This is a genomic window from Neisseria bergeri, from assembly GCA_003044455.1.
In the GTDB taxonomy this organism is placed as follows: Bacteria; Pseudomonadota; Gammaproteobacteria; order Burkholderiales; family Neisseriaceae; genus Neisseria; species Neisseria bergeri.
On the sequence record POWY01000014.1, the window covers coordinates 13,919 to 40,449 of the forward strand.

The following is a 26,531-nucleotide window of genomic DNA, read 5'->3' on the forward strand; positions in this document are numbered from 1 at the left end:
GGTTTCAGACGGCATTCCCGTTTGCGGATCGGAATGCCGTCTGAAGGGATTTACAGCTTCGTTCCTGCTTCGATATGCCGTCCTGCCGCAAACGCCGCGATATTCATACGCCTGCCGCCGGCAGGCTGCAATTCGGTAATCTTCAGCGCGTTTTCGCCGCAGGCAACGACCAAACCGTCCGCCGAACAGGACAACACTTCGCCTGCCGCGCCTTGTTGCGCCACCACTTCCGCCCGCCGGATTTTCATCGGCTTGCCCTGATATTCGACCCACGCGGCAGGTACGGGGTTGAAGGCGCGGATTTTGCGCTCAATCACAGCAGCGCTTTCATTCCAATCGATACGGGCTTCTTCTTTGCTCAATTTTTGGGCGTAAGTAACACCTTCTTCGGGCTGTTTGACCGCGTTCAGACGGCCTTTGCTTTGAAGCTGTTGCAAATCGGCAACAATCGCCGCCGCACCGATTTCCATCAGCGCGTCGTGGACTTCGTTCGCCGTATCGGTAGGTCGGATGGCGTAACGGTGTTCGCTGACCACATCGCCGGTGTCCAAACCGATGTCCATCTGCATAATGCACACGCCGGTTTCGGCATCGCCGGCTTCAATCGCGCGCTGAATCGGCGCCGCGCCGCGCCAACGGGGCAGCAGCGAGGCGTGGATGTTGAGGCAGCCGTGTTTCGGCGTATCCAACACGTCTTGCGGCAGAATCAAACCGTAGGCGGCAACCACCATTACGTCTGCCTCGACCTCTTTGAGCATTTGCAGGGCTTCGGCGTTGTTGCGCAGTTTTTCGGGCTGTGCCACGCGCAAACCGAGTTCCAGCGCGGCTTGTTTGACAGGCGGGGCAGTCAGTTGCATACCGCGCCCTTTCGGACGGTCGGGCTGGGTCAGCACCAGCGGGATTTCAAAACCGGCGGCGGCAACGGCTTTTAAGGCGGCGGCGGCAAAATCGGGCGTGCCGGCAAAGATGACTTTCATAGCGTGTTCCTGCGTGTGCGTAAAGTTGTCGGATAATGCCGTGCCGTCTGAAAACCTTGCAGCGTTCAGACGGCACGGCAAAAGGGTCAAATCGTATGTTTCTGACGTTTTTTCAGCTTGGTCTTAATCCGTCCCTGCTTGAGTTGGGAAAGGCGTTCGACAAACACGATGCCCATCAGGTGGTCCAACTCGTGCTGCACGCAAATCGCCAGCAGACCGTCCGCCTCCAGCGTGAACTTTTCTCCTTTTTCGTTCAAAGCCTCGACCTTGACGCGTTCGGCGCGGGTAACGGTGTCGTAAATGCCCGGTACGGACAGGCAGCCCTCTTCGTAAGTGGTTTCGCCGTCTTTTTCGACGATGACGGGGTTGATGAACACGCGCGGTTCGCTGCGGTCTTCGGTCAAATCCATCACGACGATGCGCTCGTGCACATCGACCTGCGTCGCCGCCAGCCCGATACCGCGCGCCTCGTACATCGTTTCAAACATATCGGCAACCAGCTTTTGGACGCGCTCGTCAACTTGTCCGACAGGCTTCGCCACCGTGTGCAGACGCTCGTCGGGATATTGGAGGATATTCAGTAAAGCCATAATTTTCTCTTTCCTTAGGCGGATACGCCGCCTGTTTTTCATAATTACCGTGATGGTGCGGATAATTCGATGTTAAAATGCGGGACATTTATTGTCATGCGGCACGTCCCGAAAAGACCGCCGCCGCTTTTTCCAACCCAATCAGGCAAGACAAACCGAAATTCATCAGATAAGGGGAACGGTTATGCAACGTCGTATTATAACCCTGCTCTGCGCGGCAGGTATGGCATTCTCAACACAAACTTTGGCGGCAAATCTGAAGGTGCGCCCGAACGCGCCGCAACGCTACACAGTCAAACAGGGCGATACCCTGTGGGGCATTTCGGGCAAATACCTGTACAGCCCGTGGCAATGGGGCCGCCTGTGGGGCGCGAACCGGGGCCAAATCCGCAATCCCGACCTGATTTATCCGGGCCAAGTATTGGTGTTGCGCTACGTTAACGGCGAACCGCGCCTCGGCTTGGAACAGACAGACGGCATCCCCGTCGTCAAAATGAGTCCGGATAAGGAAGTGTCCGGATACGGCATCCCTGCCGTCAATGTCAACTTCTACCGCATCTTTATGCAGCATCCGCAAATCGTTTCCCGCAAAGAAACCGCTGCCGCACCGCGCCTGCTCTCGGGCCCCGAAGGCAGGCTGCTGTACACCAAAGGCACCAGGGTTTACACCAAAGGCCTGAAAGAGCCGGGCCGCTACCTGACCTACCGCATCAATAAAAACATCACCGATCCGGATACGGGCAGATTCCTCGGGCAGGAAGTCGCATTCAGCGGCATCGTGCGCTCCCTCGACTATACCGACTCCGCCCTCGAACAACGCTCGAAACAGGCTGAAGAACGGCTGAAAGACAACGAATACTATACCCGCACCCATCCTTTGATTACCCCGCTGCGTACCCATTCGATACAGCCGCTGGTGGTCGAAACCGCCATTTCCGAAATACAGCAGGGCGACTACCTGATGAAAATGCCGGAAGACACCGACCGCTTCAATATGGTGCCGCACGAGCCCTCCCAACCGGTTCAGGCGAAAATCGTTTCCGTGTTTGAAGGCGCGGGGGTCGGCGGACAGTTCAAAACCATTACGATAGACAAAGGCGGGGACGACGGATTGGACAAAGGCGCGGTTTTAAGCCTCTACAAACGCAAGAAAACGATGCAGGTCAACCTCTCCAACAATTTGGCCGAAGAACCTAAAAGCAGGGATACCGTCGAGCTGATTTCGACACCTGCCGAAGAAGTGGGCTTGGCAATGGTTTACCACACTGCGCCGAGACTGGCTTACGCCATTATTTTGGAAAACATCTCCGATATTTCCGAAGGCGACACCGCCGCCAATCCGGGACGGGTTTTGGACAATATGCCGGATCAGGGTCGCGCCCGCGTCGATTCCGACCCTTTCCAATAACCCCTCGGCAACAATGCCGTCTGAAGCCTTCAGACGGCATTTTTATTGAGGCTGTGTTTTCATATCCCGTTGATACAGAACCCTGATTCGGCCGGACAAAATGCCCTTTATCCAACAGGGCCGGTTTCCGCCCGAACGGAAACCGGCAGCATTCCCTTTGCAAACAAATGAAATCGACCCGATATTCAAATCTTCCCTGCCGCTTTACCGCCACTCCTTGAAAAAATGCCGTCTGAAGCCTTCAGACGGCATTGTTGCCGGAAAAAGCTGCCGGCACGGAACACGGCGCGCCGGACAATCCCGGCATACCGCCCCGCATATCGGGACACCTTCAATAAAATATCCGTTTGGACTTTTCCGATGTTTTTGAAATCTCCTGCAACGCCTGATTGAGCGCGCCCAACTCCAACGCCGTTTCCGAACGGCAGGCATCGCCGAAGATGTTTTTATATTCCGCCGTCAGTTTCAACATTCCTTTGAACGCGCGCCCCTCCAAAGCCGCCGACAACTCGAAAATATCGGCGAACACGCGTCCATAGGTTTCGCCCGAGGCGACCGCGTCCGTCCCCAATGCGAACATATCCATTTTTGCCAACTCGGCGGCAATCGTGCGCGCGTCTTCGTCGTCGGGCAGCACTTCCGCCTTAAACCTGACCTGCTCCGCCATCCCTTTGCCGTGGTTTTTGACCAGCAGGGCGAGCATTTGCGGCTTGTGTTCCAAGTGTTGCAAAGAGGCGTGCAGGATGGGGTGTATGCTTTCGTTCTGTATCATTTTTTCGCGGTAGAACTTTTCCGCCTTAGCCTTTGAACGCGCCGACACGAACGCCCACGCCAGCCACACCAGCGCGACGGCGGACAATGCGGACAGAAGCGGAGGCAGCTCTTCAGTATAGGCTTTCTGATTGAACCAGATTTGCGCGGTCAAAAAACCGGCAAAGAAAATCAAAACATAAAGTATCGGTGCGAAACGGCTTTGGACAGAAGCGTGCATCATCATTCCATTTCAGATTGGCAAAACAGGCGGCAGACGAAATGCCGCCCACTCGGTTTAAGGGAATCCGTCAGGCTTCCGCCACCGAATCCCGGCTATAGGTTTTTTCGCAGTAATGGCATTTCAGCCGCGTCTGCCCGTTGTGCTTTTTAACATAAAACCGGCTTTTGACCGGCTCGCCGTGGCCGGCGCAATTCGTGTTCGGACAGCGGAACACTTCGGCGATTTCGTCGGGCAGGTTCAAATGCCGCTTCTGCACGACCTTGAAATTGTCGATGGTATTGACCACCGCTTCGGGGGCGAACAGGGCGAGGCGGTCGGCGGCTTTGTCGTCCAAGCACACGCCTTTGATTTTGATGATGTCTTTGCTGCCTTGGGTTTTGCTGGGCAGGTTGAAGCCCACGGTTACTGCGTTGCCGTAGTGCAAAAGTTTGAACTGGCGCAGGATGGTCAGCCCCCTGCCGGCGGGAATATGGTCGATCACCGTACCTTTTTCAATGGCTTCGACACTGAGTTTCGGGGTTTCCATATCTGTTCCTCACACTTCTTCGTTCAACACCAGCGACAATATCGCCATACGCGCATAAACGCCGTTGGTTGCCTGCTCGAAATAATAGGCGTGCGGCGTGGCATCGACATCGGGATGGATTTCGTCCACGCGCGGCAGGGGGTGCAGCACGCGCAGGTTCGGTTTGGCGCGGGCGAGCATAGACGCTTCGAGGTTGAATTTGCCTTGAATTTTGGCAAATTCCTGTTCGTCGAAACGTTCGCGCTGGACGCGGGTCATATACAGGATGTCCGCCCATTCCGCCGCCTCTTCCAAACTGCCGAGGATACGGTATCGGCAGCCGGCTTCGTCCAACTCTTCGGTAATGTAGTCGGGCATCGCGAGGCTGGGAGGCGAGACGAAGGCAAATTCGCAGCCCCAACGTTTCAACGCCTGACAAAGCGAATGCACGGTGCGCCCGTATTTCAAGTCGCCCGCCATGGCGATTTTGAGCTTGTCCAAACGCCCCTGCGTTTCATAAATCGTTACCAGATCCAACAAGGTCTGGCTGGGATGCTGGTTCGTGCCGTCGCCGGCGTTGATGACGGGGACGCGCGAAAACTCCGCCGCCACACGCGCCGCGCCGTCTTTGGGGTGGCGCTGGATGATTGCGTCGGTGTAGCCGGAAATGATGCGTGCGGTATCGGCAAGCGTTTCGCCTTTTTTGGCACTGGTATTCGCGCCGTCCGAAAAACCGATAACCTTGCCGCCCAGCCGCTGCACCGCCGTTTCAAACGACAGCCTCGTGCGCGTGGACGGCTCGAAAAAGCACGAACCGATAAGTTTGCCTTCCAATAAATCGCCGCGCGGATGCGCCTTCAGCTTCAATGCCGTCTGAAGCAGGCATTCCAACTGTTCGCGCGACAAATCCGAAATGGAGATGATATGCTGTCTGTAAAGCGGATTAGGCATTTTTGCCCCCCTTCCGTAAAAAACCCGCGTCAGGCGGGTATCCGGTTATACGTCGTCCACGCCGCCCGTATGTTTGCGGAACAGCTTCGCAAAAGCGGCAATACGGCGCGTATTATCGCACATTTGCCGCCGCAAAGTTTTACCGCACGAATCCCGTACTTTTCAGACGGCATATCCAAACACGCCCGCATAAGCATAAGGTATAATCGCGCCAGACATTTCTTTTCAGGAAGCCGCCATGTTAGTCTGCAACCCCTACGAAGTCGTCATCCACGGCACAACGAGTTCCGGCAAGATTTTCCGCCCCAGCGACTGGGCGGAACGCCTGTGCGGCATCCTGTCCTCGTTCACCAAAGACAACCGCCTCTCCTACTCGAAATGGGTGCGCCCCATGCTGGTGGACAACATCCGCTGCGTCGCCGTCGATAAAAAACTGGAAACCGACAATCCGCAGATGTTCCGCTTCCTGATGGACTTTGCCGCCGACAACGACCTGCGCGTCATCGACTGCAAAGCCCTGCTCGAAGAACGCGAACAGGGCGGACAAAACGACCCTGCCGACGAACGCGTCCTGCTGGCACAGGCAATTGAAGAAAAACACGCCGCCGAGAAAGCACAGGAACAGACCGCCTCGGGCGCATCCTACGTTTTGCGCGAAATCGGCGCGGACGACACCGCCACCGCCTTTGCAGCCTTGAGCGTTTTGCGTTCCGCCCTGACCGACATCGGCCGCTTTACCGAACAGATCAACAAAATCCAACGCCCCCAAGGCTACCGCCTGCTGGGCATTTTTGAAGAAGGCAAACACAACGCCGTCGCCGTCTGCGGCTTCCGCGAAGCCTGCACCCTCGCCGGCGGCCGCCACATCCACATCGACGACATCGTTACCCTGCCGCAAAGCCGCCGCAAAGGCTACGCCTCGCGCCTTTTGGAAGAAGTCCGCAAAATCGGCGCGGAAACAGGGGGAACCAAAATCCACCTCAACGTCCACGTCAACCACGACCGTGCCGACGCGCACCGCCTGTATTTCAAAAACGGTTTTGAAATCTGCGCCTACCACTTCCGTTGCGACCCCAAATGAAAACACTCATCCTCATCTGCACCCTGTCGGCACTCGCCGCCTGCGCCACCCCGTCCGGACAAGGCGGCACTCAGGTTTACGGCGAAATCAAAGCCGGTATCGAAACCCGGCACGCCCACTGAAAAATGCCGTCTGAAGCCCTTTCAGACGGCATTTTAAAATATGCGCCCTATCCGCCCGCCTTGCCCGCACCCCCTGCCTTTGCCGCCCTGCCCGATGCCGTCTGAAGCCTGAACCGCCCCACCAGCCCGATGCCGCACGACACCGCCGGAAAGGGCATACACAAAGCCGTCAGCACATAACGCGCATTGCCCGTATTGACCACGTCCGCGCCCTTCAGCAACAGCGGCAGCGCGTTCGCCCACTCCCACAGCGAAGGTGCGCTGAATGCCAACACCGCCACCAGCCCCAACATCCGGAACACCCCGATTTCCAAGACCTGCCGCCGCCGCACCGAACGGTTGAGCAGAAACACAACCGCCAACCCGAAACAGACCACCGCCGCCATACCGCCGTTGGCGACAATCTGCAAACTGTTGAACGCAATATCAGGCGTAACCGCCAACACGCCTTCCGAATCCGGCACGGCACGCTGCAAATCCAAACCCTGCAACACATTCAACACAAAACCGTAGATCAAATCAAAAAACACCACGCCTATCGGCAAAGCACTCAAAACTCGCCACATCTTCCTATCCGACCAACCGTTCAAAACCTTCATTTTATAGTGGATTAAATTTAAACCAGTACGGCGTTGCCTCGCCTTGCCGTACTATTTGTACTGTCTGCGGCTTCGTCGCCTTGTCCTGATTTAAATTTAATCCACTATACCCGACCGCGCAAGCCGCCGAACAAAAAATAAATTTAGCCTAAGTCATAAAACCGTGTAATTTTGCGCCAAAAAAGGCGGTTTGCAGGTAAAATATCAAACCATTAATTTAAATCATATTTTTACAGAATATTCCGCCGCGTTCATCAAATGGACATCAAACCGGTTCCAAATTTCTGTAATTTTGTAACAAAATACCGCAAAACACCCGATTGAGACCGAAAGGACTTTCATATGAACCAGACAAGCCGCGATCTGACCCGCATCAGCCACAACACTAAAATCGTCGCCACCCTCGGGCCGGGCAGCAACAACGTCGAACTGTTGGAAGATATGATCCGCGTCGGCGGCCTGAACGTCGTCCGCTTCAACTTCAGCCACGGCACGCCCGAATTCCATCAGGAAAACGCCCGCATCGTGCGCGAGGCGGCAAAACGCGCCGGACAGGAAATCGCCATCATTGCCGACCTGCAAGGGCCGAAAATCCGTGTGGGCAAAATCGCCGGCGGCGGCATCGAATTGAACAAAGGCGAAACGCTGGTACTGGATGCCGCGCTTGAAGGCGAAGGCACGCGCGAGGCGGTCGGTTTGGACTACCGCGACCTGCCCGACGACGTTGCCGCAGGCGACGTATTGTGGCTGGACGACGGCCTGCTGACCCTGACCGTGGAATCCGTCGAAGGCAGCAGGATTATCACAAGGGTGGAAAACAGCCACGTCCTGAAAAGCAACAAAGGCATCAACAAACGCGGCGGCGGTCTGTCCGCAGGCGCGTTGACCGAAAAAGACTTCCGCGACCTGAAAACCGCGATTGCCATCGGTTGCGACTACCTCGCCATCAGCTTTGTGAAATCTGCCGAAGATTTGCACATCGCGCGCGCCAAAGTCGAAGAAGAAATGAAAGGCAGCACGGCCGTGCGCCCCGGTTTGGTTTCCAAAATCGAACGCGTAGAAGCGATTGAAAACTTGGACGAAATCATCCTTGCCGGCGACGGCATTATGGTTGCGCGCGGCGACTTGGCGGTCGAAGTCGGACACGCCGCCGTCCCCGCCCTGCAAAAACGGATGATCCGCCGCGCCCGCGAGTTGCGCCGCTTCAGCATTACGGCGACGCAAATGATGGAATCGATGATTACCAACCCCGTGCCGACCCGCGCGGAAGTCAGCGATGTGGCAAACGCGGTATTGGACGGTACCGATGCGGTGATGTGTTCCGCCGAAACCGCCGTCGGCGCGTATCCGTTTGAAACCGTCAGCCAAATGGCAATTATCTGCGCGGCTGCGGAAAAAGAGCAGGATTCGCTCAACGGCGTTGCCGAACAGGCGGAGTATCCCGAAGCGGTCAGCACCAACCTGGCGGTTGCCGGCGGCGCGGTCAGCGTGGCGCGCGCGGTTCACGCCAAAGCCATCGTCGCCCTGACCGAAAGCGGCTCGACCGCCTTTGAAATCAGCCGCCACAACATCACCCTGCCGATTTTCGCGCTGACCCCGAGCGTTTCCGCCCAACGCCGTATGGCGATGTACCGGGGCGTGCGCCCGCTGATTTTGGCAACCAGCACCAACCACGACACGGCGTTGAACGAAGTCGAAACGATGCTGGTGGAACACAACATCCTGCATTCCGGCGACCAATACATCATTACCAGCGGTTCGCAAATGCGCGAATCCGGTTCGACCAATACGCTGGAAGTGCTGCGCGTCAAATAATCCGCCCTGAGTGGAAAATGCCGTCTGAAGCCGATGCCCGAGGCTTCAGACGGCATTTTTGCGGCGGCGCGGCGGTTCGGGCAAACTGAAAAAATTGTGCAAATCCGGCAACATCAGATAAAATCGAGTACCTATACTAAAGCGAAACAAGGCATTTCCGACTGCCTTTTTTATTTGTCTGCAATTTTTTACGGAAACTGAAATGACCCCTTCCACACTGAAAAAAACCGTCCTGCTGCTCGGCACTGCCTTTGCCGCCGCATCCGTTCACGCATCCGGCTACCACTTCGGCACACAGTCGGTCAACGCGCAAAGCACGGCAAATGCTGCCGCAGCAGAAGCCGCCGACGCATCGACCATCTTCTACAACCCTGCCGGCCTGACCAAACTCGACAGCAGCCAGATTTCCGTCAACGCCAACATCGTGCTGCCCAGCATTCATTATGAGGCGGATTCCGCCACCGACTTTACCGGGCTTCCCGTCCAAGGTTCGAAAAGCGGCAAAATCACCAAAACCACGGTCGCGCCCCACATCTACGGCGCATACAAAGTCAACGACGACCTGACCGTGGGCTTGGGCGTGTACGTCCCCTTCGGCTCCGCCACCGAATACGAAAAAGATTCCGTGTTGCGCCACAACATCAACAAACTCGGTCTGACCAGCATCGCCGTCGAACCTGTCGCCGCATGGAAACTCAACGACCGTCACTCCTTCGGCGCAGGCATCATCGCCCAACATACTTCCGCCGAGCTGCGCAAATATGCCGACTGGGGTATCCAGCAAAAAGCAGCAATGCTGAAAGCAACACCTTCTAATCCTACTGCCGCTGCTCAAATCAAAGCCGACGGACACGCCGATGTCAAAGGCAGCGATTGGGGCTTCGGCTACCAACTGGCGTGGATGTGGGACATCAACGACCGCGCGCGCGTGGGCGTGAACTACCGTTCCAAAGTCTCACACACGCTCAAAGGCGATGCCGAATGGGTAGCAGACGACGCAATGGCGAAACAGTTATGGGATGCAAACAAACTCGCACCGCTCGGCTACACGCCAAGCGAAAAAGCCCGCGTCAAAATCGTAACGCCTGAGTCTTTGTCCGTACACGGTATGTACAAAGTGTCCGACAAAGCCGACCTGTTCGGCGACGTAACTTGGACACGCCACAGCCGCTTCAATAAGGCGGAACTGGTTTTTGAAAAAGAAAAAACCATCGGTATGAGCAAAAAATCCGACCGTACCACCATCACCCCCAACTGGCGCAACACCTACAAAGTCGGATTCGGCGGTTCTTATCAAATCAGCGAACCGCTGCAACTGCGCGCCGGCATCGCTTTTGACAAATCGCCCGTCCGCAACGCCGACTACCGTATGAACAGCCTGCCCGACGGCAACCGCATCTGGTTCTCCGCCGGTATGAAATACAATATCGGTAAAAACCACGTCGTCGATGCCGCCTACACCCACATCCACATCAACGACACCAGCTACCGCACGGCGAAGGCAAGCGGCAGCGATGTAGACAGCAAAGGCGCGTCTTCCGCACGTTTCAAAAACCACGCCGACATCATCGGCCTGCAATACACCTACAAATTCAAATAAACGGCTCGCCGTTTGATTGTAGAAATGCCGTCTGAACGCTTCCGTTTCAGACGGCATTGTTTTAGGCTCGATTTATAGTGGATTAACAAAAATCAGGACAAGGCGACGAAGCCGCAGACAGTACAAATAGTACGGAACCGATTCACTTGGTGCTTCAGCACCTTAGAGAATCGTTCTCTTTGAGCTAAGGCGAGGCAACGCCGTACTGGTTTTTGTTAATCCACTATAAATCGAAGCAGGAAAACACTGCCGCTATCCCCGTACAGACAGGAATGACGGGGTGCATTTTTGATTTGTTCCACTGCAACAATGCCGTCCGAACCCGATGTTTTCAGGTTCAGACGGCATTTTTATCCGGCAGCCGATATGCCTACCTCGGTATTCTATTAAACATTTGCCAAACTGCCTTCATATCAAAACAATCGGAACGCTCGGGCAGCAAAACGGCGGCGGGCAGCTTGGTGATGCCGTTCAAGCCGCGTGGGAACAGCGCAATCCGCTCTTTGCCCTTTTCCGCATAATCCGCCTTGCGGTTGTGGACGGAAACCACTTCGCGGTGGCGGTAAAGCAGCGTGTTCATTTCGATATAGGCTTCGTTGTGGATGGCTGCCGACTGTTTCTGCAACACGTCAATCTGCCTGTTGAGCTTGTCGTTGGTTTTCATCAGCCTGTTGAAGAACGACGGTTGCTCCTGCAGTTTGGCGGTACAGGCTTCGATACTTTCCGATACCGGCCCGAACTGTTCGAGGTGTTTTTCCAGACAATTTTCCAAGTCGGTCAGGCAGACGACCATCTTGCGGGAAAATTCTTCTTCAGGCTTTCCCTGCCGAATGGACAATATCTCGCGGCGGCGGTCTTCCATTGCGGAAATATAGGCGTTCATGCGGTCAGACATATTTTCCACATCCCTGCTCATCCACAGCGCGGGCAGCAGGCGGAAGTTTTCAAACGAATTGAAGATGCCGCCGAAAGACTGGCGGAAGGCGATATAAATATATTTCAAATCTTCCTCGCCCTTCGCCATACGCGTCAGGCAATAGTAGAACGGATCGAGGACGGTGTCGCCCAACAACCGCTCGAATTGGTCCAATCTGGCGGCAATCGCCTGCGTGCGTTCGACTTGCGCGGGGAACGGCGAAAACAGCAGCGGCAGGGCTTTTTTGTCGTAGTTTTCCTCTATCCTGTCCATCATATCGATGATTTCCCAGCTCACGCCGGATTGCAGCGAGAGAATCTGTTTCAAACCGTTGGCAAAACGCAGGGCATCATTCTGAGTGATGTTGCGGACGGGGATATGGATGGCGGTGTAATAGCGGTTGTAGCTGGTATAAAGCTTGTCTTCCGACAGGAAGCGGCGCAGGGAAAACGGAATATCGTCGGTGTAATAAGGCGCGATGGCGAAGATGTATTTTGACGTTCGGATAACTTCCAACTGGCGGGCGCGCTGTTCGGCAAACAATACTTTGTCAAACACCGGTTCGGGCATCTGCTTCACTTCGCGCGGGCGCATCATCGGAAAACTGTTGCCGAGCAGGTGCGATTTTAGGAACACTTCGCAGATATAGGTACAGATGATGTCCGAATCGAGGTTGCGGGTATTTTCGGGGATTTCCCATTTGGTTTTGTTTTTCAATACCGCAGCGGCGGCGTAGATGAATTCGGTTTTCAGAATCTGTTTGAAATTTTCCCGCGCGCGCTTGCCCCCGGTATCGACGTTTTTGATAACGGACAGCACGCTTTCGAGAATGTCGGCAATATAAACCGGCGATTCGCATTGCGCCAATACATCCAGGCGTTCCGCGATATGCCCTGCCAGCCGTTTGAGGTCGGGGATGGGAATATCCGTTGCCAAAGAAGAAAACGAAATGCGTTTTTTGGAAAGGTAAGTAAAAGAACCGTCGGCTTCGTTATAGCCTATGCCTTTTCGGGAAAGGATTTGCGTACAGGCGGCCTGCCTAGCTTCGGGAGAAAGTGTTTTAAAGATTTCTGTCAGATTTTCCTGCCAATGGCAGTCGAGTTCGGGAAGGATTTGATTGAGTCTGAAACGGACGGTGTAAGGGATAAGGTCTTGCTCGAAATGTTCATTTTGCGGGGGGGGGGGGGGTGATGCATAATGTCTCCTCGATATGGATGGAACTTTTTAACTCTACGGCAAATTGCCGATTTTATCGTATTTCCTTTCCGGTTGAAATCCCGCCCTTTAGGGCGGTGCTTTGTGTGCCGTCCCGTGTGTTGGAACATCAGCATAGGAAACACAGGAAAAGACGGCTGTTTTTCGCCTGCATACCGTATTGGTCAAAATGCCGTCTGAAACCGACAACAGGGTTTCAGACGGCATTGCCGTCAATTTTCCCTTTTATCTGCCGAACAGGTTGGCGATATTTTCCATCTGTTCTTCGGTAAAACCGTTTTCGCCCAATCTGGCGGCAACTGCCCATTCGCCCGACAAACCGTGTTCCGCACCGAGCTGCCGCCATTTTTCGACTTTGGCTTCGGCTGTGGTTTTTTCGGGCAGCGGTTTGACGGGAATCCTGCTTTTGGGGACGGTATTCATCGGTTTGCCCCTAATCGATGGAATAGCCGCGAAGATACTGTATCCGTTCGCGCGTCATCCGCGTGTCGCACTGCAATTTGAGATATTCGGCGTATTCTTTCCCGTCTGCCTGCGCGGCGGCTTGTCGGCAGTTGCTGATTTTTTCCTGCGCCCACTTGCGTTGTTCGCCGACCAACTCTTTTTGCACGTCGGTATCGAGTCCTCCCCAAAGTTTGGTAATTTCGGATTCCGCACGCTGGTTTTGTACGCGCGCCTCTTCCACTTCGCCCTGTGATACGGTAACGGTATTGGCACGCTCGCCGTCGTCGGGATGCAGGATTTCCGGTTCGGGCGCGCCTTCTGCGGCTTGGGGTACGCCCGCATCGCTGGCGGCGGCATTGTGTTCCAAAATGTCTTCGGGCGTGGGTTTGGACGGTTCTTCTTCACGGGCTTTGCCGCTCAAAATCCTGATCGCGTCTTCTTTTTTCACCGCCTTGCCGTCTATCATCACGATGCTCTTCACGCCGTAAGGCAGCAACGCGGCAGACAGCGTTTGCGCCGCCATACCGACCGTGTTGTCGATAAATGCCGTCTGACCATCTTTGACGGGCAGGAAGCGGACGGCTGCCGTCAATACGCCGTCTTTAAACTCGACATTGCCGCCCGTCTTCTGCCGCACAATATCCGACAAAGCGGTTTCCCCATACAACAGGGGGCTGTTTGCCTCGGCATCGGCAAGCGTTTCAGACGGCACGGTAATGTTCAAATCGGCGATACAGAACGTGCGCCCGCCTTCCTGCGTTTCCGAAGCGTGTTCCAAAGAAAACGCCAAACCGTAGGCGGCAGCGATAATTTTGTCGGCATCGACAAACTGCCTGCCGTCTTCGCGCGCGAAAGAACGCGCTTCCTGCGTGAGCGTTTCCTGAATACTGCCGCGTATATCCTGCAACACGGCGGGATTGGCGCATTCCAACGCCTTGGGCGGTTCTTCCCTGCCGCATGCGGCAAGCAGCAGGGCAAACGGCAGCGCAATGAGTTTCCGATACATGATGTTCCTTCCAAACGGTGCAGACCGATGGCGGCTATCATAGCAAAAGCACCTGCAGGCGGTAAACCTTGCAGGTGCTTTGTCGGAAAGGCGTAAAAATCAGCCTTTAAAGAAATTCACAAAGCCGGTGAGAACCGCGGCATTAATCAAATCGACAAAGAACGCGCCGACCATAGGCACAATCAAAAACGCCTTATGCGACGCGCCGAAAGTATGCGTGATGGACTGCATATTTGCCACCGCCGTCGGCGTTGCACCCAAACCGAAACCGCAATGCCCGGCAGCCAACACCGCTGCATCATAGTCGCGCCCCATAAAGACATAGGTAACAAAAGTCGCGTACAAAACCATCACCACGGTTTGTACGGCAAGGATGACGGTTACAGGCCCCGCCAAACCAGTCAGCTCCCACAGTTTCAAATTCAGCAACGCCATTGCCAAGAAAAGCGAAAGCGAAGCATTGCCGAACACATCGATGGCGCGGTCGAACATATTGACCTTGAATGCGGCGGTGAGAATGTTGCGGATGACCACGCCGCCAAACAGACACCACACGAATTTGGGCAGGTCGAACAGGTATTCTTTGTCGAAGCCGTCCATAATCTCGGCAAACGCCAGACACGCGGCAAACATAGCCAGTGTTTCAACGGCAGATTCGGCCGTAATCAGGCGGGTGCGTTTTGCCTGCTCGAACACGTCGTCCGCGTTGTCGTCCTGATCCTGTTTTGTGTTTTCAACCGGTTTGCGGCCCATTTTGTTGATCAGGCGGCGGGCAACCGGTCCGCCGATCAGACCGCCGAACACCAGGCCGAAAGTTGCAGAAGCCATACCCAAGCCGGTTGCACCGACCAAGCCGTATTTAGCTTCAAAATCAGGTCCCCAGGCACCTGCCGTACCGTGTCCGCCCGTCAACGTAATCGAACCGGTAATCAGGCCGATCAGCGGATCCAAACCCAAAGCCGTAGCCAGTCCGACCCCGACAAAGTTTTGCACAACAATGAACGCGCCTACCACGGCGGTAAAAATTACCAGCGGCAAACCACCGGCCTTCAGGCGCGAGAAATCTGCACTCAAACCGATAGAAGTAAAGAAAATCAGCATAAACGCATCTTGCAGCGGTTTTTCAAATTTGAAGCTCACGCCATACAACTGATGCAACACAAACAGAATAATCGCGGCAATCAGGCCGCCTGCCACAGGCTCAGGAATATTAAAGTCCCTCAACAACTTGATTTTTTTAACTAAAAATTTACCCACCAACAAGACCAGGGTAGCAGCAATCAGCGTGTAATAGCTGTTAAACTCCCATTCCATATCGTTTGACCTCCTAAAATGTTTTTCTTCATGTCCGCCCGAAGGGGACGCAGGCGCGAAGATATTAGGGGAATAGTTAAAGCTTGTCAAAGAATCGCCGTTTTTTACAACTATTTTTTACAAACAAAATGCCGTCTGAAACTCCATTCAGACGGCATCTGTCATTCGCACCTGTTCAATAATTGGTCGAACAGAACTGCTCGCGCTTGTCCGCATCGGCGGCATAACATGTCAAACCCATACCTGCCGCATTGCTGTTGGCCGCCTTTGCACCCGGTTTTTTGTTCACCGAAACCTTGCCGTCTTTGCCGATTTCAACGGTTACGCCTTTGCCGTTTTTCATCTTCCACTTCAAAACCTTCGCCCCGGCATCCTCGCATTTGCTGACCGCGCAGCCGCCCTCCGCCGCGACATTGCCGTTTTTATAGATCACGCACTGCTGCCGGCTGTCGGCACACGCGGCAAACGCAGAAACCGAAAAACAGGACACCAGCGCGGCAAACATCAATTTCTTCATGGTTCGGACTCCTTATTTAAACAGGTTGGCAATAATTTATAGTGGATTAACAAAAATCAGGACAAGGCGACGAAGCCGCAGACAGTACAAATAGTACGGAACCGATTCACTTGGTGCTTCAGCACCTTAGAGAATCGTTCTCTTTGAGCTAAGGCGAGGCAACGCCGTACTGGTTTTTGTTAATCCACTATAAAACTATACGCCTGTCGCCATGCCCCTGCCACAGCCAAATCAAATGCCGTCTGAACAGACTTCAGACGGCATCATGGGAATACACATATTTGAAACAACAGAAAGGGCGGGGGCAAAACCCGCCGCTGCATCTGTCGCTGTACATCCCTGCTGTCGGACTTACCGCTTCAGCTTCGCAAACGCATCCGCCATTGCCGAATTGGTCGGGGCGCGGTCGTTACGTTGGGGTTTGCGGCCGGCTGTCCGTTCGCGGCTGCGGTTTTCAGACGGCATTTTATGTTTTGCGCCGACCGGTTCGTCATCCAAGCGCATCGTCAGCGCGATGCGTTTGCGTGCGGCATCGACTTCCAGCACTTTCACTTTCACCACGTCGCCGGCTTTCACCACTTCGCGCGGGTCTTGGACGAACTTGTTGGACAGGGCGGAGATGTGCACCAAGCCGTCCTGATGGACGCCGATGTCCACGAACGCGCCGAAGTTGGCGACGTTGGAGACCACGCCCTCGAGTATCATGCCGACCTTCAAGTCGCTGATTTCGTGGATGCCTTCGGCAAACGATGCCGTCTGAAACGCGCCGCGCGGATCACGGCCGGGTTTTTCCAGCTCGGACAAGATGTCCAGAATGGTAGGCAGTCCGAAGCGTTCGTCGGTGAAGTCGGATGCTTTGATTTGCTTCACGCGCTCGCGGTTGCCGATGAGTTCGGCGGCGGTAATGCCTTGTTGCGCCAGCATTTTGGCGACGACGGGATAGGCTTCGGGATGCACCGCGCTCGCGTCCAGCGGCTCTGTGCCGCCGTTAATCCGCAAAAAGCCAGCCGCCTGCTCGAAGGTTTTTTCGCCCAAACGCGGTACTTTCAGCAATTTTTTACGGCTGTCGAACGCGCCGTTTTCATCGCGGTAGGCGACAATGTTTTGGGCAAGGGTTTGATTCAAGCCGGAAATCCGTGCCAAGAGCGGGGCGGAGGCAGTGTTTACGTCCACGCCGACGGCGTTCACGCAGTCTTCGACCACCGCGTCCAGCGATTTGGCAAGCTGACTTTGGTTCACGTCGTGCTGATACTGGCCCACGCCGATGGATTTGGGGTCAATTTTGACCAACTCGGCGAGTGGGTCTTGCAGCCTGCGGGCGATGGAGACCGCGCCGCGCAGGGAAACGTCCAAATCGGGGAACTCGCGCGCCGCCAGTTCAGACGCGGAATAAATCGACGCACCGGCTTCGGACACAACGATTTTGTGCAGCCCCATTTTCGACATTTCACGCACCAGTTCGCCCGCGATTTTGTCGGTTTCGCGGCTGGCGGTGCCGTTGCCGATGGCGATGAGCTTCACGCCGTGCTGCTTAATCAGGCGCGACAGCGTTGCCAACATATTGTTTTCTTGGTGCAAATAGACGATGACGGTATCCAGCAGCTTGCCCGTGTCGTCCACCACGGCGCATTTCACGCCGTTACGGTAACCGGGGTCGAGACCCAGCGTGGTCAGCCGTCCGGCGGGCGCGGCGAGCAGCAAGTCTTTGAGATTGCGGGCGAACACGGTAATCGCATCGGTGTCGGCGGCTTCTTTCAGACGACCTAAGGCTTCAAGTTCCAGCGACAAAAAGATTTTCGCGCGCCAAGTCAGGCGCACGGTGTCGCGCAACCATTTGCAGCCGTCTGAAACCTTGAAGCGGCAGGCGATGATTTGCTCGTATTCGCTTTGCTGCGTAATCGGCGTGTCGTCGGGCTGGTATTTGAGCGCGATGTTCAACACGCCTTCGTTGCGGCCGCGCAAAACCGCCAGCGCGCGGTGGCTGGGCATGGCGCGCACGGGTTCGCGGTGGTCGAAATAATCGCTGAACTTTTCGCCTTCGGTTTCTTTGCCTTCAACGACTTGCGCGTGGATTTCGGCTTCGTTCCACAACTTATCGCGCAGCGTACCGATGAGTTCCGCGTCTTCGGCAAACTGCTCCATCAAAATCGCACGCGCGCCGTCCAACGCGGCTTTGGTGTCAGGGACGTTTTCGTTCAGGTAGCCTTGTGCGGCGGCTTCCACGTCCTGCGGCTGCTCGGCAAGCAACACGTCCGCCAGCGGCTGCAAACCGTGTTCGCGCGCGATTTGCGCCTTGGTGCGGCGTTTGGGCTTGTAGGGCAGATACAGGTCTTCCAGCGCGGTTTTGTTATCGGCGGCTTCGATTTGCGCCCTGAGGTCGTCTGAAAGCTTGCCTTGCTCTTCAATGCTTTTTAACACAACGGCTTTGCGCTCTTCCAACTCGCGCAGGTATTGCAGCCGCTCGGCAAGCTGTCGCAACTGCGTATCGTCCAGCCCGCCCGTGGCTTCTTTACGGTAACGCGCGATAAAGGGTACGGTCGCGCCGTCGTCCAAAAGCTCAATGGCGGCGTTGATTTGCGCGGCAGTGGCGGAGAGTTCTTGGGAGAGGATTCGGGTGATGTTCATAAATTGCCTCCGTATGCCGTCTGAACAGCCGACGGCGCAATGTGGGTAATCGTTTGGAAAAGATGTTTCAACACACAGAACGACACATAAAGCACCACCCTATGTGTTGCCCTGATTTGGAAGGGATTACGTCCCTCCCAAATAAAGTCTGATCCTACCGCCCTAAAGGGCGGGGTTTCAACCGAAAAGGAAATACGATGAAGATAATACTGATATACTTTGCCCGATACAATCTGAAAGGAATGTTTATGACCGTCCTGATTACCGGCGGCACCGGCTTCATCGGTTCGCACACCGCCGTCTCACTCGTCCAATCCGGTTACGATGCCGTGATTCTGGATAATCTGTGCAACTCGTCTGCCGCCGTCCTCCCGCGCCTTCGGCAAATTACCGGCAGAAACATACCGTTTTATCAGGGCGACATCCGCGACCGTCAGATTTTGAGGCAGATTTTTTCGGAACACGAAATCGAATCCGTCATCCATTTTGCCGGTTTGAAGGCTGTGGGGGAAAGCGTTGCCGAGCCGATGAAATATTACGGCAATAATGTTTATGGCAGCCTGGTACTGGCGGAAGAAATGGCGCGCGCGGGCGTGTTCAAAATCGTATTCAGCTCGTCGGCAACCGTTTACGGCGATGCGGAAAAAGTCCCCTATACGGAAGATATGCGCCCGGGCGATACCGCTAATCCTTACGGTGCGTCCAAAGCGATGGTGGAGCGGATGTTAACCGACATCCAAAAAGCCGATTCGCGTTGGAGCGTGATTTTGTTGCGCTATTTCAACCCGATCGGCGCGCACGAAAGCGGCTTGATCGGCGAACAGCCCAACGGTATTCCCAACAACCTTTTGCCCTATATCTGCCAAGTGGCTTCGGGCAGGCTGCCGCAACTGTCGGTATTCGGCGGCGATTATCCAACCCCCGACGGTACGGGAATGCGCGACTATATTCATGTGATGGATTTGGCAGAAGGGCATATCGCGGCAATGAAGGCAAAAGGCGGCGTTGCCGGCGTACATTTGTTCAACTTAGGTTCGGGCCGCGCCTATTCCGTCTTAGAAATCATCCGTGCCTTTGAAGCCGCATCCGGTTTGAGCATTCCTTACCGAATCCAACCCCGCCGCGCCGGCGACTTGGCGTGTTCCTTTGCCGACCCGTCCCATACCAAACAAGAGACTGGCTGGGAAACCAAACGCAGCCTTGCGCAAATGATGGAGGATTCGTGGCGTTGGGTCAGCCGCAACCCCGACGGATATGGGGATTAAATGCAAACCGCAAACAAAAAAACCATCCTCGTTACCGGCGGTGCGGGCTTTATCGGTTCTGCCGTTGTCCGCCATATTATCCAAAACACCCAAGATTCCGTCGTCAACCTCGACAAACTGACCTACGCGGGCAATCTCGAATCGCTGACCGACATTGCCGATAATCCCCGCTACGCTTTTGAGCAAGTGGATATTTGCGACCGCGCCGAACTCGACCGCGTGTTCGCGCAATACCGGCCTGATGCCGTGATGCACTTGGCGGCGGAAAGCCATGTTGACCGCTCTATCGATTCGGCAGGCGAGTTTATCCAAACCAATATCGTCGGTACATTCAATCTGCTTGAAGCCGCCCGCGCCTACTGGCAACAAATGCCGTCTGAACAGCGCGAAGCCTTCCGTTTCCACCATATTTCCACCGATGAAGTCTATGGCGATTTAGGCGGCACAGACGATTTGTCTGCCGAAACCGCGCCCTACGCGCCGTCCAACCCCTACTCTGCTTCTAAAGCATCCAGCGACCACCTTGTCCGCGCATGGTTGCGTACTTACGGTTTGCCGACCATTGTAAGCAACTGCTCCAACAACTACGGCCCCCGACAATTCCCCGAAAAACTCATTCCTTTGATGATTCTGAACGCGCTTTCCGGCAAACCGTTGCCTGTGTACGGCGACGGTATGCAAATCCGCGACTGGCTGTTTGTCGAAGACCACGCGCGCGCGCTGTATCAGGTCGTTACCGAAGGTGTTGTCGGCGAAACCTACAATATCGGCGGCCACAATGAAAAAGCCAATATTGAAGTCGTCAAAACCATCTGCGCCCTGCTGGAAGAGCTTGTTCCTGAAAAACCGGCGGGTGTGGCACGTTATGAAGATTTGATTACCTTTATCCCGGACCGCCCCGGCCACGATGTGCGCTACGCCGTCGATGCGGCGAAAATCAGGCGGGATTTGGGCTGGCTGCCTTTGGAAACTTTTGAATCCGGCCTCCGCAAAACCGTGCAATGGTATCTGGACAACAAAACCTGGTGGCAAAATGTATTGAACGGCAGCTATCGTTTGGAACGTTTAGGTACGGACAAATAGTTTTCAGACGGCATCCCGACGCAATGCCGTCTGAAAACCCATCGCAAAGGAAGAAAGCAAAGATGAAAGGCATCATACTGGCAGGCGGCAGTGGTACGCGCCTCTACCCCATCACGCGCGGCGTATCCAAACAACTGCTGCCCGTGTACGACAAACCGATGATTTATTACCCCTTGTCGGTTTTGATGCTGGCGGGAATCCGCGATATTTTGGTGATTACCGCGCCCGAAGACAATGCCTCTTTCAAACGCCTGCTCGGCGACGGCTTCAACTTCGGCATCCGCCTGCAATATGCCGTGCAACCGAGTCCCGACGGCTTGGCGCAGGCATTTATCATCGGCGAAGAATTTATCGGCAACGGCAATGTCTGCCTCATCTTGGGCGACAATATTTTTTACGGTCAGTCGTTTACGCAAACATTGAAACAGGCGGCAGCGCAAACGCACGGCGCAACCGTGTTTGCTTATCAGGTCAAAGACCCCGAGCGTTTCGGCGTAGTCGAATTTGACGAAAACTTCAACGCCCTGTCTATCGAAGAGAAACCGCAACAGCCCAAATCCGATTGGGCGGTAACCGGCTTGTACTTCTACGACAACCGCGCCGTCGAGTTTGCCAAACGGCTCACGCCGTCCGCACGCGGCGAACTCGAAATTTCCGACCTCAACCGTCTGTATCTGGAAGACGGCTCGCTCTCCGTCCAAATCTTAGGACGCGGTTTCGCGTGGCTGGACACCGGCACGCACGAAAGCCTGCACGAGGCGGCTTCCTTCGTCCAAACCGTGCAAAACATCCAAAACCTGCACATCGCCTGCCTCGAAGAAATCGCCTGGCGCAACGGCTGGCTGACGAAAAAAGATGTGGAAACACGGGCAAAGCCCTTAGAAAAAACCGCCTACGGGCAATACCTGCTGCGCCTGATCGGCAAATAAATGCCGTCTGAACGCCCCGACTGCTTTCAGACGGCATCCAAACCGTGCCGCGCCGACACCTTGACCGACCTGCCGCACGGCACGCATAAAAAATCAAACCGCAAAAAACAGCGGTAACGATACCGCCAAAGGACTTTATGGACATCATCGACACCGCCCTCCCCGACGTAAAACTTTTAAAACCGCAAGTCTTCAAAGACGGGCGCGGCTTTTTTATGGAAACCTTCCGTGACGGGTGGTTCAAAAAAAATATTACCGATCGAACCTTCGTGCAGGAAAACCACTCCAAATCCAGCAAAGGCGTATTGCGCGGCCTGCACTACCAAACCGAAAACACCCAAGGCAAACTCGTACGCGTAGTTGTCGGCGAAGTGTTCGACGTAGCCGTCGATATGCGAGAAGGTTCGCCAACTTTCGGCAAATGGGCAGGCGCAACCCTGTCGGCGCAAAACCAATACCAGCTTTGGATACCCGAAGGCTTCGCACACGGTTTTTACGTTTTGAGCAACACGGCCGAACTTACCTACAAATGCACGGACTATTACAAGCCGGAAGCCGAACAGGTTTTAATATGGAACGACCCGGCAATAGGCATAGACTGGCCGCTTCAAACCGCGCCGCTGCTTTCGCCCAAAGATCTTGCCGGTAAAGCATGGGCGCAAGCTGAAAAGCTCCGCCTTACGCTTTCCCGATAAAAAATGCCGTCTGAACGTTTCAGACGGCATTTTTTCCGACAGGCTACCTACCCGCCTTCAGTACGCGCTGTGCAAAGAAAAACATCCCGGTAACGAAGAACGCCAAGCCCAACCATGAGGCGGCGGCATCCCAGTTTTGCAGATTCAACGCAAGCGGCGCGTCCGAGCCGCCGTTGGTCACGGAGAAGGCAATAATAAACGCCATAATCACACCAATCAGGCTTTCACCGACAATCAGGCCGGCGGAGAACAAGGTTCCGATGCGCTCGGCGTTTTTCAGACGGCCTTCACGGTTTTCCGCTTTTTTACCGATGATGTGTTTCAACACTGCCGCCAACACCGCACCTGCCACGATGGGCATATTGACGGACGGTGGCAGATAAATACCCATACCGACCGCAAGGACGGGCAGGGCAAGTTTACCGCCTGATGATTTTTTCAATACCAAATCGACGACGATTAATACCGCTCCAATCGCGATGCCGGTAAAGATGTAGACCCATTCAAGGTTGTGGGCGAAAATGCCCGACGCGATGGTCGTCATCAAAGTCGCTTGAGGTGCTGCCAAAGCCTGCGCCGCATCCATGCCTTCGCGCGGCATTGCGCCGGTAAAGCCGTAGGCTTCGTAAAGCAGTTCCAACACGGGCGAAATAACCAGCGCACCAACGATACAGCCGATAATCAGGGCGACTTGCTGCCGCCAAGGCGTGGCTTTGAGCAGGTAGCCGGTTTTCAAGTCTTGCAGGTTGTCATTGGAGATCGAAGCCACGCAGATTACTGCCGAGCCGCAGAAAAGCGTCAACGCCAGTAAGAATTTGCGGTTGGCTTCATCCGCCATCAAACCGCCTGATTCGCCCACAACCAATAAAACCAGCGAAATGATAACAATGGAAACGATGCCCACGCCGGAAATCGGGCTGGAAGACGAGCCGACCAAACCCGCCATATAACCGCAGGCGGCGGCGACCAAAAAGCCGATGATGGAAGCCAAAAGCGTGCAAACGACCACTAAAAGCCAAGCCATGCCGCCCGTAATGTGCGAATCGCCGATAAAGTGGTAAAACGACACGCCTAGAATAAACATCATAGACAATACCCAGAAAATCATGGCTTTAGGCGACAAATCCTGTTCAGCGCGTTCTGTAGCGGGCGCACCGCCGCCAAAACTCTTGAACGACATCTTCATGCCTTCCACCATTGGCTTGAGCAGCATCAAAAGCGTCCAAACCGCCGCGATACCTATGGTTCCCGCACCGATAAAACGCACTTTTTCCTTCCACAGCTTCATCGCAAACGCCGCCATTTCCATATCGGAAGGTTGCGGAATGTGTGAGGAGAAATACGGCACGGCAATGCCCCAAGCAATCGAAATGCCCAACAGGATGGCGATGCCGCCCGTCAGTCCGACCAAATAGCCCGCGCCCAACAAGGCCAGTGAAAAGCCCATCGGCAGCTGGAAAATCGCCGTACCGCTTTTAAACCAATAACTCGCGCTGTCGGCAATCACGCGCAGACCTCCGGCGCAAAAGCTCATCAATCCCGCCAACGCGCCGCCTGCCGCCAGCTCTTTGATGCCGCTGCCGCCCTGACGGTCATCCCCTTCTTCATGACCACCCACTTTCAAAATTTCAGCAGCCGCCACGCCTTCCGGATAAGGCAGATCGCTTTTCACCACCATCGCGTAACGCAGCGGAATGGTGAAAATCACCCCCAAAATCCCGCCGGCAATACATAAAAGCGTCGTCTGCCAGAACGGGAAACCGCTCCAGTAGCCCGCCATCAGCAAACCGGGCAGGACGAAGATGATGGTTGAAAGCGTACCCGCAGCCGAGGCTTGGGTCTGCACCATGTTGTTTTCCAAAATATTGCTACCTTTGAAAAACTTTAAAACCGCCATCGAAATCACCGCCGCCGGAATCGACGAGGCAAAGGTCAGCCCGACTTTCAAGCCGAGATAAACGTTAGACGCAGTAAAAATTACAGTGATCAATGCACCGAGTATCATGCCACGGAGCGTCAGTTCGCGGTATTCTTCTACCGAACCGGATAAAGATTTATTCATTATTCTTCCTTTGACAACAGACCCCTGCATATTGTTGGCATCGCGCCATGATGTCAAGTTTTAAAAAGAACAGTTAAAAACAGTTATCCCACCCTACCTCATAATCAATTGAAAATAAAAACTATTTCTAAACAAATAAAAACAGCCGTATCAGGGAGGTTTCCCGATACGGCTGCTTGTTTCCAAACCTTAAAATCAATCAAACAAATCGCGCAGCTTGTCTAAAAACGATTTCTTGCGCGGCGTTTGGTTTTCCAAACCGGTAGAAATCCGCTCAAATTCTTCCAAAAGCTCTTTTTGACGGTCGGTCAAATTGACAGGCGTTTCGACAACAATATGGCAGTACAAATCACCGGTCGCGCTGCTGCGTAAAGATTTGACACCCTTACCCTTCACGCGCATCCTCCTGCCGGTTTGGGTTTCTTTGGGAATAGTAAGCTTAACCTTGCCGTCCAACGTCGGTACTTCCAACTCACCGCCCAAAGCAGCCGTGGCAAAACTAATCGGCAGTTCGCAATGCAAATCCAGACCGTCGCGTTGGAAAATCTTATGCGCCCGAATGCGGACGGTTACATACAAGTCGCCGGCAGGCGCACCGTGCGTACCCGGCCCGCCTTCGCCGCTCAAACGGATACGCTGCCCGTCATCGATACCGGCGGGAATATTGACTTCCACCGTCTTGACCGCCTTATTCCGCCCCGCGCCACGGCATTTGACGCAAGGTTCTTTAATGTGTTTGCCCGCACCGTGGCAGGTCGGACAAGTCTGCTGCATACGGAAAATCGCCTGCTGGATGTGTACCGTACCCGAACCTTTGCAAGTCGGGCAGGTTTCCGGGGATGTCCCCGGTTTCGCGCCGCTACCGTTACAGACATCACACGCTTCATAAGTCGGAATATTGATGCGTTTCTTCACACCTTTTGCGGCTTCTTCAAGCGTGATTTCGATACCGACTTGAACGTCCTCACCCTGATAATCAGGCTGGGCGCGCCCCGAACCGCCTCCAAACATTTGGCTGAAAATATCCCCAAAGTCAAAACCTTGAGCACCACCAAATCCACCAAACCCTCCGAAGCCCCCCTGTCCGCCGCCTTCAAACGCCGCATGACCGTATTGGTCGTACATGGCGCGCTTTTCCTTGTCGGACAAAGTTTCATACGCCTTTTGTACTTCTTTAAACTTCTCTTCCGCCTCTTTATTGTCAGGATTGCGGTCGGGATGGTATTTCATCGCCAATTTACGGTAGGCTTTTTTAATCTCATCATCGGTAGCTGTTCTTGCCACACCCAGCGTCGCATAAAAATCTTGATTACTCATCTTTTCATCTAATTCAAAATAAAATCACGGCTAAAAATAAGGGCAATTGCGCAAAACACAAGACAAACAGACTGCCATAGCTTACAAACTGAAACGGAATACACTTTTCAGACGGCATAAACCGATGCCGTCTGAAATCTTCAGGTATGCACGACACAAAAACTTAGACAGGTATAAAACCAACCGCCATGAAGTATTTTTGTTATAAAAACGCCGTCCGAACGCATGTTCAGACGGCATTTCCTTTGCGTCGATTCATTCCCCGATATAGCGCAGGTCTTTCTCCAGCCATTTCCCTTCCAAACAAAAAAGCACCGGTGTCGGCCGATGCCCCTTCCCTTACAGGTTCCCCTATTTTTTAGCCGCGGGCGTTGCCGGTTTGGCGGGGGCTTTGGGTGCGGGCGCGCCGACCGAAGCCTGGTCCTTCAGCTTCGCCAGCACCGCCGGGCCGATGCCCTTCACCTTCGTCAACTCGTCCACAGACTTGAACGCACCGTTTTG

General features: G+C 54.6%; 27 protein-coding genes. 9 read left to right on the forward strand and 18 right to left on the reverse strand.

The window, feature by feature from the left end; genetic code table 11:
- Window positions 1-50: 50 nt before the first annotated feature.
- Entirely contained in the window at window positions 51-977 is a 927-nt protein-coding gene (gene fmt, locus DBY86_RS10955) for a methionyl-tRNA formyltransferase (RefSeq protein WP_107819983.1), read from the reverse strand.
- 86 nt (window positions 978-1,063) lie between these two features.
- Window positions 1,064-1,567: a peptide deformylase gene (gene def, locus DBY86_RS10960; protein WP_234403435.1), complete on the reverse strand. Its 504-nt coding sequence runs from the start codon at window positions 1,565-1,567 to the stop codon at window positions 1,064-1,066.
- Between the two features lie 184 nt (window positions 1,568-1,751).
- On the opposite strand from def, the gene DBY86_RS10965 reads away from it, so the two are divergent.
- Window positions 1,752-2,975, forward strand: a complete 1,224-nt coding sequence (locus tag DBY86_RS10965; RefSeq protein ID WP_107819985.1) for a LysM peptidoglycan-binding domain-containing protein — start codon at window positions 1,752-1,754, stop codon at window positions 2,973-2,975.
- Between the two features lie 331 nt (window positions 2,976-3,306).
- Here the strand turns inward: DBY86_RS10965 and DBY86_RS10970 are convergent, their stop codons facing one another.
- The 4 genes from DBY86_RS10970 to DBY86_RS13130 all read right to left on the reverse strand — a co-directional run bounded on the left by DBY86_RS10970 (window position 3,307) and on the right by DBY86_RS13130 (window position 5,598).
- Window positions 3,307-3,972 (reverse strand): hypothetical protein, encoded by a 666-nt coding sequence (locus tag DBY86_RS10970; RefSeq protein WP_107819986.1) that lies wholly within the window; start codon window positions 3,970-3,972, stop codon window positions 3,307-3,309.
- A 64-nt stretch (window positions 3,973-4,036) separates the two neighbouring features.
- A complete protein-coding gene (pyrI, locus tag DBY86_RS10975) occupies window positions 4,037-4,495 on the reverse strand; it encodes an aspartate carbamoyltransferase regulatory subunit (protein ID WP_002216215.1) in 459 nt (152 codons plus the stop codon).
- A 9-nt stretch (window positions 4,496-4,504) separates the two neighbouring features.
- The gene (gene pyrB, locus DBY86_RS10980; protein WP_002237525.1) at window positions 4,505-5,425 is read right to left on the reverse strand and encodes an aspartate carbamoyltransferase; all 921 of its coding nucleotides are present in this window, start codon (window positions 5,423-5,425) and stop codon (window positions 4,505-4,507) included.
- 29 nt (window positions 5,426-5,454) lie between these two features.
- The gene (locus DBY86_RS13130; protein WP_153308387.1) at window positions 5,455-5,598 is read right to left on the reverse strand and encodes a hypothetical protein; all 144 of its coding nucleotides are present in this window, start codon (window positions 5,596-5,598) and stop codon (window positions 5,455-5,457) included.
- A gap of 65 nt (window positions 5,599-5,663) precedes the next feature.
- Between DBY86_RS13130 and DBY86_RS10985 the strand changes: the two genes are divergently transcribed.
- Together DBY86_RS10985 and DBY86_RS14005 are read left to right on the forward strand one after the other, a co-directional pair.
- A complete protein-coding gene (locus DBY86_RS10985; RefSeq protein WP_107819987.1) occupies window positions 5,664-6,506 on the forward strand; it encodes a GNAT family N-acetyltransferase in 843 nt (280 codons plus the stop codon).
- A complete protein-coding gene (locus DBY86_RS14005; RefSeq protein ID WP_003707089.1) occupies window positions 6,503-6,628 on the forward strand; it encodes a hypothetical protein in 126 nt (41 codons plus the stop codon). Before DBY86_RS10985 ends, DBY86_RS14005 begins: the two co-directional genes overlap by 4 nt.
- 47 nt (window positions 6,629-6,675) lie before the next feature.
- Here DBY86_RS14005 and DBY86_RS10990 read toward each other — a convergent pair whose 3' ends face one another.
- Window positions 6,676-7,227: a hypothetical protein gene (locus DBY86_RS10990; RefSeq protein WP_107819988.1), complete on the reverse strand. Its 552-nt coding sequence runs from the start codon at window positions 7,225-7,227 to the stop codon at window positions 6,676-6,678.
- A 342-nt stretch (window positions 7,228-7,569) separates the two neighbouring features.
- On the opposite strand from DBY86_RS10990, the gene pyk reads away from it, so the two are divergent.
- Together pyk and DBY86_RS11000 are read left to right on the forward strand one after the other, a co-directional pair.
- Window positions 7,570-9,042 (forward strand): pyruvate kinase, encoded by a 1,473-nt coding sequence (gene pyk, locus DBY86_RS10995; protein WP_107819989.1) that lies wholly within the window; start codon window positions 7,570-7,572, stop codon window positions 9,040-9,042.
- Window positions 9,043-9,244: 202 nt separating this feature from the next.
- The gene (locus tag DBY86_RS11000) at window positions 9,245-10,642 is read left to right on the forward strand and encodes an OmpP1/FadL family transporter (protein WP_107819990.1); all 1,398 of its coding nucleotides are present in this window, start codon (window positions 9,245-9,247) and stop codon (window positions 10,640-10,642) included.
- A 370-nt stretch (window positions 10,643-11,012) separates the two neighbouring features.
- Here the strand turns inward: DBY86_RS11000 and DBY86_RS13765 are convergent, their stop codons facing one another.
- The 7 genes from DBY86_RS13765 to DBY86_RS11040 form a co-directional block, all read right to left on the reverse strand.
- Window positions 11,013-12,494, reverse strand: coding sequence for a hypothetical protein (locus DBY86_RS13765; protein WP_234403436.1), 1,482 nt, complete (start codon window positions 12,492-12,494; stop codon window positions 11,013-11,015).
- Window positions 12,495-12,842: 348 nt separating this feature from the next.
- Entirely contained in the window at window positions 12,843-12,980 is a 138-nt protein-coding gene (locus DBY86_RS11015) for a hypothetical protein (protein WP_107819992.1), read from the reverse strand.
- Window positions 12,981-12,998: 18 nt separating this feature from the next.
- Window positions 12,999-13,196: a hypothetical protein gene (locus DBY86_RS11020; RefSeq protein WP_013448186.1), complete on the reverse strand. Its 198-nt coding sequence runs from the start codon at window positions 13,194-13,196 to the stop codon at window positions 12,999-13,001.
- A 10-nt stretch (window positions 13,197-13,206) separates the two neighbouring features.
- Window positions 13,207-14,223: a lysozyme inhibitor LprI family protein gene (locus DBY86_RS11025; RefSeq protein ID WP_107819993.1), complete on the reverse strand. Its 1,017-nt coding sequence runs from the start codon at window positions 14,221-14,223 to the stop codon at window positions 13,207-13,209.
- Between the two features lie 99 nt (window positions 14,224-14,322).
- Window positions 14,323-15,537, reverse strand: coding sequence for a sodium/glutamate symporter (gene gltS / locus DBY86_RS11030; protein ID WP_107819994.1), 1,215 nt, complete (start codon window positions 15,535-15,537; stop codon window positions 14,323-14,325).
- A gap of 175 nt (window positions 15,538-15,712) precedes the next feature.
- Window positions 15,713-16,054, reverse strand: coding sequence for a hypothetical protein (locus DBY86_RS11035; protein ID WP_107819995.1), 342 nt, complete (start codon window positions 16,052-16,054; stop codon window positions 15,713-15,715).
- 351 nt (window positions 16,055-16,405) lie between these two features.
- On the reverse strand, window positions 16,406-18,679 hold the full coding sequence (locus DBY86_RS11040; protein WP_107819996.1) for a Tex family protein: 2,274 nt from the start codon (window positions 18,677-18,679) through the stop codon (window positions 16,406-16,408).
- Between the two features lie 248 nt (window positions 18,680-18,927).
- Between DBY86_RS11040 and galE the strand changes: the two genes are divergently transcribed.
- From galE to rfbC, 4 genes are all read left to right on the forward strand, one after another.
- A complete protein-coding gene (gene galE, locus DBY86_RS11045; RefSeq protein ID WP_107819997.1) occupies window positions 18,928-19,944 on the forward strand; it encodes a UDP-glucose 4-epimerase GalE in 1,017 nt (338 codons plus the stop codon).
- Window positions 19,945-21,027, forward strand: coding sequence for a dTDP-glucose 4,6-dehydratase (rfbB, locus tag DBY86_RS11050; RefSeq protein WP_107819998.1), 1,083 nt, complete (start codon window positions 19,945-19,947; stop codon window positions 21,025-21,027).
- Window positions 21,028-21,089: 62 nt separating this feature from the next.
- The gene (gene rfbA / locus DBY86_RS11055) at window positions 21,090-21,956 is read left to right on the forward strand and encodes a glucose-1-phosphate thymidylyltransferase RfbA (protein ID WP_107819999.1); all 867 of its coding nucleotides are present in this window, start codon (window positions 21,090-21,092) and stop codon (window positions 21,954-21,956) included.
- Between the two features lie 137 nt (window positions 21,957-22,093).
- Window positions 22,094-22,651, forward strand: coding sequence for a dTDP-4-dehydrorhamnose 3,5-epimerase (gene rfbC, locus DBY86_RS11060; RefSeq protein ID WP_107820000.1), 558 nt, complete (start codon window positions 22,094-22,096; stop codon window positions 22,649-22,651).
- Between the two features lie 43 nt (window positions 22,652-22,694).
- Here the strand turns inward: rfbC and DBY86_RS11065 are convergent, their stop codons facing one another.
- The 4 genes from DBY86_RS11065 to DBY86_RS11080 form a co-directional block, all read right to left on the reverse strand.
- Entirely contained in the window at window positions 22,695-24,713 is a 2,019-nt protein-coding gene (locus tag DBY86_RS11065) for an OPT family oligopeptide transporter (RefSeq protein WP_107820001.1), read from the reverse strand.
- A 195-nt stretch (window positions 24,714-24,908) separates the two neighbouring features.
- Entirely contained in the window at window positions 24,909-26,030 is a 1,122-nt protein-coding gene (gene dnaJ, locus DBY86_RS11070) for a molecular chaperone DnaJ (RefSeq protein ID WP_107820002.1), read from the reverse strand.
- A gap of 81 nt (window positions 26,031-26,111) precedes the next feature.
- On the reverse strand, window positions 26,112-26,270 hold the full coding sequence (locus DBY86_RS13420) for a hypothetical protein (protein WP_192883303.1): 159 nt from the start codon (window positions 26,268-26,270) through the stop codon (window positions 26,112-26,114).
- Between the two features lie 111 nt (window positions 26,271-26,381).
- The coding region (locus DBY86_RS11080) for a helix-hairpin-helix domain-containing protein (protein ID WP_199901079.1) at window positions 26,382-26,531 on the reverse strand (150 nt) is incomplete at its 5' end.